Here is a 13,555-nt window from a genome sequence, read left to right as displayed (position 1 = left end):
CGCTATGTGACAAAACCTGAGTCACTTTGTCTATTATACATTACATCCTATCAAATAATCAACTAATGTAAACCACCCGTTTTGACACATAAAAAAAAGCTAGCACCTCATAAGGTACTAGCTTTTTCGCTACTGGCGTGATTCCACAATTAATTTAATCGCCGTGCGTTCTTCTCCATCAATTAAGATATCCGTAAACGCTGGAATACAAATTAAATCTTTACCTGTTGGAGCTACATATCCTCGAGCGATAGCAATAGCCTTCACTGCTTGATTTAATGCTCCTGCCCCAATTGCTTGAATTTCAACAAGCCCTCTCTCACGAAATGCATTAGCTAATGCTCCCGCAACTGAATTTGGATTTGATTTTGATGATACTTTTAATACTTCCATAGTAGTCCCCCTCTGTTTTTGTTTTACACAGACATTCTATGCACGCAAAAACAATTAAATGACTACTTTAAAGTAATTAAATGACTACTTTTTAAAAAGCAGATTCTTTTTTCAAATTGATACGCTCAATTGCAGTAGCTTTCCCAGTCTTTTCGTTAATATCTACTAAGACAGCATTTAGTTGTGCCGCTCCTTGTTCAAGAGCATTGAAACGAATAGGAAGCCCTGTTATAAACTTATTAATAACATTTTCACGTTCAACCCCAATTACTCCGTCTAAAGGTCCAGTCATTCCAACGTCCGTAATATAGGCCGTTCCTTTAGCTAAAACTCGCTCATCTGCCGTTGGCACATGGGTATGCGTCCCGACAACGGCACTAGCACGTCCATCTAAAAAATACCCCATCGCTACCTTTTCACTTGTTGCCTCTGCATGAAAATCAACAAATATAATATTCGTGCGCTTTTTAGCCTCTTCAATCAACTTATCTACCTTTTCAAATGGACAATTACTCATCGGCATAAAAGTACGCCCCTGAATAGAAATTACCGCTACCTCGTAGGCATTAAACTTAACAAAAGTTAACCCCTTACCCGGGTTAGAATCTGGAAAATTAGCCGGACGAATCAATTTATCTGTATCGTCAATAAAATCAAAGACCGAACGATTATCCCATGTATGATTTCCAAGCGTAATAACATTAACCCCTTGTTCAAGTAAGAATTTATAGTACTTTTCATTAATCCCTTTTCCATGACAAATATTCTCACCATTAGCAATAATAAAATGAGGTTTGTATTTCTCCTTAATTTTAGGTAGTTTCTCCTTAATCATTTCTCGTCCCAACGATCCATAAATATCTCCAATAAATAAAATTTTCATGTTATCCGCCTTTCTAGTCGTCAATTCACTCGTTGTTAATGATCTATCACTCGTTAAACTCTTTTATTTCTCTAAATAGCCCGTGCTACTTTCCACATTTTAAAGCCCTATCTTAACCCATCGTCATGAGGTCGTAAAAGACACCACATCATCTAAAGTTCACCGCGTCCCCTGTTCATCTAGTAAAAATCCCAATATCGGTACATCTCTTTAACTAGGGTGTGCCTAACGAGGATTAAGACACACACCGTAAATGATTCTTTCCTTACACATAGTAAAGAGCTATTAATGAATCCCCATTAATAGCTCTTACACCATTTAATACCTATTCGTTATCTTGCGGTTTCAACAGCACGTGTTTCACGAATTACTGTTATTTTAATATTTCCAGGGTATTCTAATTCATTTTCAATCGTTTGACGAATATCACGAGCTACTTGGTGAGCTTGAACATCATCTAATTGTTCTGGAATAACAGCGACACGAACTTCACGTCCTGCTTGAATAGCAAACGCCTTCTCAACACCTTCGAAACGGCATGCAATGTTTTCAAGTTGTTCCAAACGTTTCACATAATTTTCTAATGATTCACTTCTTGCTCCAGGTCTAGCAGCAGATAATGTATCGGCTGCTGCCACAATGACAGCAATTAAACTTTGAGGTTCACGATCCCCATGATGCGATGCAATTCCATCGATGACAACTGGATGTTCGCGATAACGCGTCGCTAACTCTATTCCAATCTCAACGTGACTACCTTCAACTTCATGGTCAACAGCTTTTCCAATATCGTGCAATAATCCTGCTCGTTTAGCTAACTTAACATCTTCCCCTAACTCCGCAGCAATTATTCCAGCTAAAAATGCAACCTCCATTGAGTGCTTTAATACATTTTGCCCATAACTTGTACGGTAATTAAGTCGACCTAAAATTTTCATCAAGTCTGGATGAACTTTACCAATTCCAACTTCAAATACAGCATTTTCTCCATATTCGCGAATGCGCAAGTCAACTTCACGACGAGTCTTTTCAACGATTTCCTCAATTCGAGCTGGATGAATTCGCCCATCTTGAACTAAGGTCTCAAGTGTAATACGAGCAATTTCACGTCGGATTGGATCAAAGCATGATAAAACGACCGCTTCTGGCGTATCGTCTATAATTAAATCCACACCTGTTAACGATTCAATCGTACGAATATTGCGTCCCTCACGTCCAATAATACGTCCCTTCATTTCATCACTAGGTAAATTAACAACATTTACACTATAATCACTTGTCTGTTCCGAAGCATATTTCTGAATGGCTAATACAATTAATTCCTTCGCCTTTTTATCGGCTTCTAATCGCGCCTTCTCTTCCTCTTCTTTAATATACTTCGCAACCTCGTGAGACATCTCATCCTCAACTTGTTTAAAAATAATGTCACGGGCTTCATCCATGGTTAATCCCGAGATTTCAATTAACTTTTGTCGTTGCCCTTCTAAAGTTTCTTCCACTTTGCTTTCTAGTTCTTTTAGTTCGAGTTGTTTTTCAGCGATGGCTTCATCTTTCTTTTCAAGTGCCATTTCACGCTTCTCTAAATTCAAAATACGGCGATCAATAGTTTCCTCTCTCTGGACTAAACGTTCCTCTAAGCGTACAAGTTCCGTCTTCTTCTCCTTAATGTCACGTTCTGCACCAACTTTAAGTCGTTGGACCTCTTCTTTTGTTTCTAAAAGTGCCTCTTTTTTCTTTGATTCCGCTTCTTTTTCAGATTTTGAGATAATATGTGCAGCTGTTTGTTGTGCTCTCTCTAACTCAGCCTCATACACCTTTTTTCTCATAAAATACCCAATAACTAACCCTATCCCTACTAGCAAAATGGAGATGATAATTTGTGACATAAGTCCACCTCCAATTATTTGATATACGATTATCCGCCATAGATCTATTTAACGGCTCTATAGTTTTAAGATAATTAGCATTATGATATAATACTACATTCTTTATTTTAATATTATTGTAATAACATGTCAAGAATTCCACCCCAATCTAACCAAAACTAACACCAAAAATTGGTGAAGGAGTTGTTCAAGAAAAAATAAAGGTTCTATAATATTTGGTGTGGGTGGGATTACTCACACCTTTTTGATTGCCATAAATATTAAGACAAAAAAAGAGACATAGTCCCCAAAATCCTATACAATGTAATCGGCTAAAACAACACGAAAGGATTGGGTTTATGTCTCACACTAATTGTATCTCAACTTTACTTGATTTAAAAGATAAAAATATTACTTTTTCAAAAAATTGTATCCACGAAACTCAGATTAAGAATGTTCGTTCTAAACTTATTTTGGGAACTCTTTCTTTTCAACCGACTCATTGCTACCACTGTGGTCATTCTTTTGACTCAAATATCATTAAACACGGCTTCAAAACTTCACGTATTAAGCTAGTCAAAATTTCCGGATTTGATGCTTATCTAGACTTAAAAAAACAACGTTATAAATGCCGTCATTGTGTCCGAACATTTACCCTAGAAACATCTCTTGTTAACCCTAATTGTTTTATTTCCACTCCCGTAAAACAAGCCATCTTTTTAGAAGCTAGTCATAAGAAATCCGAAACAGATATTGCACGTGAGCTTAACGTTTCTCATTCAACCGTTAACCGCGTCATTCATTCTTCCTATGAAGAACAGCCGCTTCCCTTTAATTCTCTCCCAAAAGTTCTTTGTTTTGACGAGTTTAAGTCGGTTAAATCGGCCGAGGGTCACCTGCCATGCGAAGCATGTATCCTCCATTGGTAGGGAACGGAGCAATGTCCTTCATTTTTTGTGATGCGTCCAATGGAAAGCTAATTGATATCGTTGAAGACCGTCGCTTAAGTACACTAAGGACTTACTTTATGCGATTTTCTAAAGCAGCTCGTGAAGGTGTAACCCACGTCGTCATTGACATGTACGCCCCTTATATGACACTCATTAAAGAGGTATTCCCTAAGGCTAAGATTGTTTTAGATAAATTTCATATCGTTCAACTAGTCTCTCGTGCTCTTAATAAAACACGCATTCGTTTCATGAATCAAAATAAAGAGTTTTATAATAAATTCAAACATTATTGGCGACTTCTCTTAAAAGCCCAAGAAGATCTTAATGCCACTCATTACTTCTATTCCAACTGCTTCAAAAAGATGATCTCTCAACAAGAAATTATTGACTTTTTATTAGCCCTAGACCCTGAACTAAAGGAGACTTATGATTTCTACCAAACTGTCCAACAGGCTATTAAACTTCGTAACCTTGAAATATTTCATCATGCCATTCAACACCCCTCTGACCTGCTTTCACACGAAATGAAAACAGCTTTAAAAACACTCACTCATTATCAAGATTATGTCAAAAATACTATCGAAACTCCTTATACCAATGGAGTACTCGAAGGAATTAACAATAACATTAAAGTCATTAAACGTATTGCCTTCGGATACCGTAGTTTCTACCATTTCAAAGCAAGAATTTTGATTATTCATAAATACACTTTTGAACAAAAAAAGAAGAGGAACCAAGCCGTCTAAAGAATGGCCTAATTCCTCTTGATTACATGTATAGATTTTATTCACCCACACGATTTGACAAAGAGCCAATAAATCCCTGTAAATTTCAATAGAAAAAGAGATAAACGAGTCTACCCAACTCATTTATCTCTTTTTTATTATTCCTCAATCATGATTTCCTCATGTCCTGATGTAGGAATATTCAATTCTGCTCGAATAAGGTCTGCAATTTCTTCCATAATGAATGGATTTTCTTTAAGGAATAATTTAGCATTTTCACGTCCTTGTCCCATCTTTTCTCCTCGATAAGAATACCAAGAACCGCTTTTTTCAATGATATTATAATCAACCGCTAAATCGAGAATCTCACCTTGTTTAGATACCCCTTCACCGTACATCACATCAACCTCAACTGTTTTAAATGGAGGAGCTACCTTATTTTTTACAACTTTAATCTTAGCAACATTTCCGACGATATCTGTTCCAAGCTTAATCGCCTCACCGCGTCGCACCTCAAGTCTAATTGTTGAATAGAACTTTAACGCTCTTCCACCTGGTGTAACTTCTGGGTTACCAAACATAATTCCAACTTTCTCACGAATTTGGTTAATAAAGATTGCAATTGTCTTTGTCGTATTAATTGCTCCAGATAATTTACGTAAAGCCTGTGACATAAGGCGAGCCTGTAATCCAACATGCGAATCACCCATCTCCCCTTCAATTTCCGCACGTGGAACTAATGCCGCTACTGAATCGACAACTAAAATATCAATAGCTCCACTTCGAACTAAAGCCTCGGCAATTTCTAACGCCTGTTCCCCAGTATCTGGTTGGGAAACAAGTAACTCGTCTGTATCTACACCTAATTTTGCCGCATAAGCTGGATCAAGGGCATGCTCTGCATCAATAAAAGCTGCCGTTCCACCTGATTTTTGTACTTCTGCAATCGCATGTAATGCAAAAGTTGTTTTACCAGAACTCTCTGGACCATAAATTTCAATGACACGTCCACGAGGATAACCACCAACACCTAAGGCCGAGTCTAACGCTAAAGATCCCGACGAAATAACCTCTATTCGAGTATCCGTTTTTTCTCCTAACTTCATGACAGATCCTTTACCGTATTGCTTTTCAATACTTTTCAACGCTTGCATAAGCGCAGCTTCACGATTATTACTCATCAACTATATCCTCCTAGATCCTGTTTTATTTTTTCTATCTACTTTTAACATACCCATTTTAGGTCTAAATTCCTTTAATTTATTTTAATAATAAACTAATTTTTCTCTAAAAGCAACAAAAAAGCGAAAACTTGTTCGCTTTTTTGTTCTATCTTACTTCGCTTCATCGAAAATATGTAAATTTTTGTAGATATATTCAACACCTGAGGCAACTGTTAAGACAACAGCTAATGCAATGAAAATTCGATCCACCGGCCAGTTGAAAATCTCAAATGGATAATTTAATAACAATAAAGTGGAAATCATCATAAATTGAACAACCGTTTTAATCTTCCCTAGCCATCCCGCTGCAATAACAACACCTTTTGAAGCTGCAATGGTTCTAAATCCTGTTACAATAAACTCACGAGCTAAAATAACAAAGACAACCCATCCTGAAATCAAACCATTTTCTAGTAAAACTAAAAGAGCTGCTGTTACTAATAGTTTATCCGCTAACGGGTCCATAAATTTTCCAAAATCAGTAATCATATTATATTTTCGCGCCACATAACCGTCAATAAAATCAGTAATTGCAGCTAATAAAAAGATAATTAACCCTAAAAGGTTCGCATAGGGAATTAAATAATTATTAACAGCTACTGTGTTGACAATTAAACTTGGAATATAGAAACACACAATAAAAAATGGAATTAAAATAATACGTAACAATGTTAACTTATTTGCTAAGTTCATACTCACACCTACTCAGTTTTCAGATTAATTTTTATATATTGATGCGGACTTGATGGTTGAAATTCAAGCGGTTGATTATCAACTAAAACACGAACTGCTGTTGCATCCCCGACATTCAGTTCTAACGTTCCAAACTGATCATTCGTTACTTTATGCTCAAATACTCCACCCGCTTGATACGTTTCCCCTGGAATTAGATTCTGCGTTCCTAGCGTCATACTCAACCAACAAGATGCGGTAAATTCTAACTTTAAATCTACCTCAGTTTTTTTGGTTGTCACATCAAAAACAAGTTCTTTATTTTGTTGAGAAATTAATTTTATATCCACCGTTTCATTCACAACAGGTTCCTCAGCCTTAGGAGCTTCATCCTGTTTTGATGGTTTCTCTTCACTGAGATCTTTATCTTCCTTCTTCTCAGCCTCAAGTAACGTTGAAGAATTTGGATTATTAATTACAATATTTTTATCCTCTTTCGGCTCTGCACTTTTAACCATATCAACGACATAAAAAATGCCTAGCCCGATGACTAAAATACCGCAAATAACCCCCGCAATCCGTCCTAGGTTTTGATTTCTTCTTTCAACCTGTTGCTTATGAATTTTTACCTCAACCTCTTTTTGAATTTGATTTCCGTAAAATTGTTGATACAACTCCCCAACATTCAACGATAAATATGTTGCATACTTTTTAATATACATTTTCAAATAAAACGAATCAAATCGTTCAAAATCACCTTGCTCAATACTTTTTAAATGCTGAATTGGAACACCAATTTTAGCAGATACTTCTTCTAGGTCAAGGTTTTGATTTTGTCGTTGTTCTCGCAAATAATCAGCTAATTGTTGATTGCTTTCTTTATTTGAAAAATCCATCTTGGCACCTCCCACAAACATCCTTTTATAAGCAAACTAAACTAATAATAGCATACCTATATTTAATAAAAAAGTAAATATAGGTATTTTTTTGTAAAGAATGGTTTATTTTCTCTATCCAACAGTTCATCAGATGACCCTGTTTAAACTTTAATCCTTTTCATAGGTTTAGTTAAATTCATCGATTCATACATAAACCCTCTATTTTATTAATAAAAAAAACACAACTAATTGTTGTGCTTTTTACATGAATAGCAATCTATAAGCCATGTTCTGTACCGTTGTACTCAAGCGGATGCCTCCTCGTACTCAGGCGGTAATTATCTGTCTGTAAAGTTTTCACTTTACCTCCCATATGCATTCATTTCTGCTTTAGGAGTGCCCCTACCAAATTTGGGTTTCTCGCTCGTGGGGTTTACCCGTTCCACTTCGTTTGTTTCCAAACGACATCGTCACTGTGGCACTTTTAAAGGTAATAATACCCTATCTAAAGACTTAGGTACGTTCCCAGCCGTCAGTTAATGATTAACTGCCCTAACTTATTGTTTCGTTAGGCACGAACACTACAATCATCTCAGATTGTGCGAGCATGGACTTTCCTCACCATCCAAAAGGACAGCGCAATTACCCAATTGCTATATAACATTCATTATGTCAAAAACAGACGAAATTGTCAAATGTAAAAATAATACAATACGTCTATAAATTGTATGAATTAAACATGAAATCTGATTAAAGATTAGCTTTTTTACCTATTATTTGATAAGATATAGAGTTAGGAGGTGTATAATTCTGTGGTAAATTATCCTCATAAAAAGAAACCAACACTTAAGAGTACGAGCGAAAAAACAATTTCATTTGGAAAGCGCGGAATGTCTTTTGAAGATGATTTAACAAAATCAAATGAACATTATTTGGCAGCCAATAAGGCGGTTATTCATAAAAAGCCGACTCCTGTTCAAATTGTTAAAGTTCATTACCCTAAACGTGCAGCAGCTGTCATTACAGAGGCATACTTTAGAACGCCCTCTACAACAGACTTCAATGGAGTCTTTAAAGGGAAATACATTGATTTTGAAGCCAAGGAAACTTTAAACGCTACTCTCTTTCCTTTACAGAATTTACACGAGCATCAAGTAAATCATATGATGGCCGTCAATAAAAATGGGGGGATAACTTTTTTACTCGTAAAATTTGCAAAATTTAATGAAATTTATCTACTACCGTGTGAAAACCTTGCAACGTTTTGGCAAGAATATAAATTAGGTAGTAGACGTTCTATTTCTCGGAAAGAATTTGCGCAATATGGAACGATGATTCCTGAAGGAGCTTTTCCACGAATTGATTACTTAAAAGTAGTTGAAGAACTTTTCTTATAATACTATAAGGTGGTGACTTAGATGAAGAAAAACAAAGGTAAATTTTCCTTCACCCTGCTCCAAGCAATTGGGACTATATTTAAATCCTTTATATTAGTGGGGCTGCTAGGGGGAATTGCTGCCATGATGATCGGGAGTTTTATTCTCATAAAAACAATTGAGACAGCTCCTGAACTCGATGTATCAAAAATTTATGCAACAGAATCAACAATCATTTATGATAAGGACGGAAATATTATCGATGAGCTCGGAATCCAAAAGCGTGAATGGGTTTCCTACCAAGATATCTCTCCTGTGTTAATTGATGCAATTATTGCAACAGAGGATTCAAAATTCTATGAGCATTCAGGTGCCGATTGGCAACGTTTCCTAGTCGCCCTCATCGGAAACCTTCAATCGGGTGATTTTGATCAAGGTGCAAGTACATTAACACAACAGCTAATTAAGCAAACACACTTAACAAGTGAAAAAAGTATTGATCGTAAAATCAAAGAATTATACCTAGCTATTAAAATTGAAAAACAACTAACAAAAGAACAAATCATTGAAGCCTATTTAAATTATTCACCTTTCGGGGGTGGAATCAATGGGATTCAAAAAGCGGCAGAATACTATTTTGGGACAACAGCAAATGATTTAACCCTTTCTCAAGCCGCAACATTGGCAGGGCTTGTACAGGCACCTGAAAATTACCGTCCTGACCGCTATGCCGATTCGGCAGAAAAACGTCGCGATATCGTTTTAAAATTAATGGTTAAGCACGGTTATATCACAAAAGACTTAGCAAATCTCGCTGCTGCTGAACCGATTACTGATATGCTCGTTTATCATAAATCAGATGAATTCGATAATACGAAGTATCAGTCATTCATTGATGCCGTCTTAAATGAAATCGAAAACAAATATGATTTAGACCCTTACTCTGGTCTTCAAATCTACACGACTTTAGACCCTGAGGCGCAATCACTTGTTTACGATATCCAAAACTCTAACAAGTATGTTGATTGGTCGGCAACTGGATTAGCTAAGTCAACAGATGTTCAATCAGGAATTGTTTTTATGGATACCCAAACCGGACAAGTTCGTGCGATTGGTGGTGGCGTTAATGAAGAAGGCGTAGAGCGTGGAGTTAACTTTGCGACACAATTAAAACGTCAACCGGGTTCAACCGCTAAACCCATCTTCGCATATGGACCGGCGATCGAATATTTAAAATGGGGATCTGGGACAACACTTGATGATGAATTATATACCTATCAAGATGGAAGTGGACGTATTGTCCATAACTATAACCATGAATATCAAGGGCGTATGACAATCCGTTATGCCCTTAACAAATCATTAAACGTTCCTGCCGTAAAAGCCTTTAATGCTGTAGGAGCAAAAGATGTTCAAGCCTTTGCTGAAAACTTAGGATTTGAGTTTAACGATGAAGAAACATTATATGAATCAATGGCCATCGGTGGAGCTTCAACAGGATACTCGCCTCTTCAAATGGCAGCGGCCTATGCAACATTTGGAAATGGTGGAATCTATAACGAGCCGATTACAGTTGAAAAAATTATTACAAATGATGGAACTGTCATTAAGGCAGACCAAGAATCTCATCGTGCAATCAGTGAGGAAACAGCCTATTTACTAACAGATATGCTACATACCGTTATGACTGAGGGAACAGGAACAACAGCTAATGTCGGTAGCATGTACTTATCTGGAAAAACAGGAACAACAAACCTTGATCCATCTGAACGTTCAAAATATGGATATCCTGACAATGCCATTCGCGATTCATGGTTTGTTGGTTATTCTAATTACTATACTGCCGCTATTTGGACAGGATTTAATGAAAATAAAGACGGATACATTACACAATCCTCACAATCTAAACCATGGTATGTCTTCAACACATTGATGAAGTACTTAAATCCTGCAGGATATGAGGAACCTAAGCGTCCAAGCAGCATTCAATCCCATTCAATCGAGCAAGAAAGTGGTGATAAAGACGGTGAAGTACAATCGCCATCGAAATTTACACCAAGTCAATATATTTCATCTGAGTTATTTATTAAAGGACATGGACCTAAGGGAACATCTACTCGTTTCCAACAATTAAGTACCCCTAAAAACTTTGCAGGTTCTTATACAGGTTCAGCTCTTCAGTTTTCATGGGACCATATCAAAGGATATACACTTTCAACCTCTGAAATCACTTCTCAGATTGCTAACGCCGCAAGTTTAGCAACAAAGGCAACGAATATTAGTCAGATGCCTAAATTAAATCCAACCGAATCTGAACTGCGCATGATGCTAAAACAAATTCAGATTATCGGAGCAACAGTTTATGATGTTTATGCACGAGATTACGCTGGTAGTGAAGTCTTACTAGGTTCAACCACAAGTAATGCCTTAACAATTGATAATGTTTCAATTGGTGATATGGCACGCTACAAGGATTTCTACATTCGTGCACGTTACGAAAATTCAGGTGCCCTAACAAGTGAAAACTCTAATTCTATTACAATCAACTGTGAAAATTGCTCAAAACCTGTGACCATCCCTAATATGAAAGGTTGGACAAAACAACAAGTTGAAGAATGGGCATCAACAAATGGAGTTAATGTTTCTTACTCGGAAACAGCATCAAATGAAGTAGATGCCGGTCTTGTTCTTTCAACCTCTCCGGCAACAGGTACAATTTTCCCAGGTGAAACATTAAGTGTTGTCATCGCGTCGGCTCAATTAGTTGTACCAAACTTTAAAAATGAGTCTGATTTCATTAGTCAGTATCAAGCGTGGGCTTCATTAAATTCAGTCAATGTCTCAATTAAAGAAGAATTCCATGCAACATTACCAAAAGGAGCTTATATTGGTTCAAATCCTGGAATTGGATCGGCTATTTCCCCAGGTTCAACCTTAACCATTACTATTTCAAAAGGACCTAAAGGCAATGATTCAACAACGCCGCCACCAAGTACTGGACCTGACCAATCACCCGATCAGTCACCTGATGACCTTCCAGATGATGAGAACTCAGGCATTCTAGGATTTCCTGAAAATGATGACTCAACAGACTAATTAAATAAAATAAAAAGGATTCCTTTCTGATGTGCACCCCAAATGTTAGACTAAAAAATCTAACGTTAGGGGTGTTTTTTCTATGGCTAAATATAGTCCAGAATTCAAATTAAGGATTGTTAATGAATATTTACAAGGGACTTTAGGTTATCGATCGCTTGCTAAGAAATATCAGATTCCAAGTCAATCACAAATTGAAACATGGGTTAGACAGTATAAACAAGAAGGAAAAAACGGATTACAACCAAAAGAAAAACAAGTATATACTGGAGAATTTAAATTAAATGTATTAAACTATATCAAGACAACAGGTGCTTCATATAGCCAAACTGCTATTCATTTTGGAATATCAGATATAGGAACGATTGCGAATTGGAATGCAACGTTTCTAAAAGGCGGTGTAGAGGCATTACTTAAACCGAAAGGAGGGTCTCAAAGCCCTATGCCAAAATTAAAAGCATCTAAACAACCGAAAACTTTAACACGTGAACAACAATTAGAAGAAGAAATTAAATTACTCAGAATTGAGAATGAATACTTAAAAAAGTGTCACGCCCATGGGATTACGCCATGGAACCAAAGAATCAAATCGAGACAAGAATCATCCAAGAATTAACGGCTAATTTTAAATTAAGTGATATTTTAAAGGTCACAAAATTTCCTAAATCAACCTATCATTATTGGGTTAAAAAGATGGCGCAAGAGAATCCAGATCAAGAACTTGAAAATCTTATTTTAAGCATTTTTAAAGAAAATGATGAGAATTATGGTTATCGTCGAATCACAGATGAGCTTCATCATCGAGGTCATCGGGTTAACCATAAGAAAGTCTATCGTCTGATGAAAAAGCGTGGAATTATTTGCGTTAAGTTTAGTCATAAATCACGTAAATATCGTTCGTATAAAGGAACTGTTGGAACAGTGGCTAAGAATCGAATTAACCGCCGATTTAATACCCCTTATCCGTATCAGAAATTGACAACAGATGTGACTGAGTTTAAAACGCAGGAAGGAAAGAAATTATATTTAAGCCCAATCATGGACATGGCAACCGGTGAAATTTTGTCCTATTCAATGAGCCATAAACCTGACTTGAATTTTGTCATGGAATCTCTGAATCAGGTCCTACCTATTCTCAAACAAGCAAAATATAGAATAACCCTTCATTCCGATCAAGGTTGGCAGTATCAACATCAAAAATGGGTTAAAGCATTAAAAACACATAAAATTTTTCAAAGTATGTCACGAAAAGGAAATTGTCTAGATAATTCACCGATGGAAAACTTCTTTGGAATCCTTAAACAAGAAATGTACTATGGAAAGACATTTAAAACCTATGAGGAGTTAAAAGAAGCCATTGAAAACTATATCTACTACTATAATCATAAACGAATTAAAAGAAAATTGGCTGGTATGAGTCCAGTCAAATACCGAATTCGTACCAGCCAATTAGCTGCATAATATTAAGTTCAACTTTTGGGGTTCACTACATTC

General features: G+C 36.5%; 12 protein-coding genes and 1 other RNA gene. 6 read left to right on the top strand and 7 right to left on the bottom strand.

Translation table 11 applies throughout. The features are described 5' to 3' along the window. Positions 1–129: 129 nt before the first annotated feature. The 3 genes from AACH31_RS03300 to rny all read right to left on the bottom strand — a co-directional run bounded on the left by AACH31_RS03300 (position 130) and on the right by rny (position 3,162). Positions 130–393 (bottom strand): stage V sporulation protein S, encoded by a 264-nt coding sequence (locus AACH31_RS03300; RefSeq protein WP_006785428.1) that lies wholly within the window; start codon positions 391–393, stop codon positions 130–132. Between the two features lie 91 nt (positions 394–484). Next, complete coding sequence (locus AACH31_RS03295) at positions 485–1,276, bottom strand: TIGR00282 family metallophosphoesterase (protein WP_161831942.1); 792 nt, start codon at positions 1,274–1,276, stop codon at positions 485–487. A 332-nt stretch (positions 1,277–1,608) separates the two neighbouring features. Next, positions 1,609–3,162 (bottom strand): ribonuclease Y, encoded by a 1,554-nt coding sequence (rny, locus tag AACH31_RS03290; RefSeq protein WP_161831941.1) that lies wholly within the window; start codon positions 3,160–3,162, stop codon positions 1,609–1,611. A 338-nt stretch (positions 3,163–3,500) separates the two neighbouring features. Between rny and AACH31_RS03285 the strand changes: the two genes are divergently transcribed. Together AACH31_RS03285 and AACH31_RS03280 are read left to right on the top strand one after the other, a co-directional pair. Continuing rightward, positions 3,501–4,070 carry a transposase family protein gene (locus AACH31_RS03285; protein WP_338617910.1) on the top strand — a complete coding sequence of 190 codons (570 nt, stop codon included), beginning with the start codon at positions 3,501–3,503 and terminating at the stop codon, positions 4,068–4,070. A gap of 11 nt (positions 4,071–4,081) precedes the next feature. Continuing rightward, positions 4,082–4,837 carry an ISL3 family transposase gene (locus AACH31_RS03280; protein WP_338617909.1) on the top strand — a complete coding sequence of 252 codons (756 nt, stop codon included), beginning with the start codon at positions 4,082–4,084 and terminating at the stop codon, positions 4,835–4,837. Positions 4,838–4,974: 137 nt separating this feature from the next. On the opposite strand, the gene recA is transcribed toward AACH31_RS03280, so the two are convergent. The 4 genes from recA to rnpB all read right to left on the bottom strand — a co-directional run bounded on the left by recA (position 4,975) and on the right by rnpB (position 8,243). Then, the gene (gene recA, locus AACH31_RS03275; RefSeq protein ID WP_161832662.1) at positions 4,975–5,997 is read right to left on the bottom strand and encodes a recombinase RecA; all 1,023 of its coding nucleotides are present in this window, start codon (positions 5,995–5,997) and stop codon (positions 4,975–4,977) included. 153 nt (positions 5,998–6,150) lie between these two features. Continuing rightward, positions 6,151–6,732 (bottom strand): CDP-diacylglycerol--glycerol-3-phosphate 3-phosphatidyltransferase, encoded by a 582-nt coding sequence (gene pgsA / locus AACH31_RS03270; RefSeq protein WP_161832661.1) that lies wholly within the window; start codon positions 6,730–6,732, stop codon positions 6,151–6,153. Between the two features lie 8 nt (positions 6,733–6,740). Next, positions 6,741–7,607 carry a helix-turn-helix domain-containing protein gene (locus AACH31_RS03265; RefSeq protein WP_161832660.1) on the bottom strand — a complete coding sequence of 289 codons (867 nt, stop codon included), beginning with the start codon at positions 7,605–7,607 and terminating at the stop codon, positions 6,741–6,743. Between the two features lie 257 nt (positions 7,608–7,864). Next, an RNA gene (rnpB, locus tag AACH31_RS03260) (RNase P RNA component class B) lies at positions 7,865–8,243 on the bottom strand. 158 nt (positions 8,244–8,401) lie between these two features. Between rnpB and recU the strand changes: the two genes are divergently transcribed. The 4 genes from recU (at position 8,402) to AACH31_RS03240 (ending at position 13,522) form a co-directional block, all read left to right on the top strand. Beyond that, positions 8,402–8,986: a Holliday junction resolvase RecU gene (gene recU, locus AACH31_RS03255; protein WP_161832659.1), complete on the top strand. Its 585-nt coding sequence runs from the start codon at positions 8,402–8,404 to the stop codon at positions 8,984–8,986. Between the two features lie 21 nt (positions 8,987–9,007). Further along, on the top strand, positions 9,008–12,061 hold the full coding sequence (locus AACH31_RS03250; protein WP_262953847.1) for a PBP1A family penicillin-binding protein: 3,054 nt from the start codon (positions 9,008–9,010) through the stop codon (positions 12,059–12,061). 82 nt (positions 12,062–12,143) lie between these two features. Beyond that, positions 12,144–12,677 (top strand): helix-turn-helix domain-containing protein, encoded by a 534-nt coding sequence (locus AACH31_RS03245; protein WP_338617908.1) that lies wholly within the window; start codon positions 12,144–12,146, stop codon positions 12,675–12,677. Next, positions 12,632–13,522: an IS3 family transposase gene (locus tag AACH31_RS03240; protein WP_161832944.1), complete on the top strand. Its 891-nt coding sequence runs from the start codon at positions 12,632–12,634 to the stop codon at positions 13,520–13,522. Before AACH31_RS03245 ends, AACH31_RS03240 begins: the two co-directional genes overlap by 46 nt. Positions 13,523–13,555 lie beyond the last annotated feature (33 nt).

This window comes from Turicibacter faecis, assembly GCF_037076425.1.
In the GTDB taxonomy this organism is placed as follows: Bacteria; Bacillota_I; Bacilli_A; order MOL361; family Turicibacteraceae; genus Turicibacter; species Turicibacter faecis.
The sequence above is the reverse complement of the archived record's forward strand: the minus strand, read 5'-3'. Positions and strand labels throughout refer to the sequence as shown.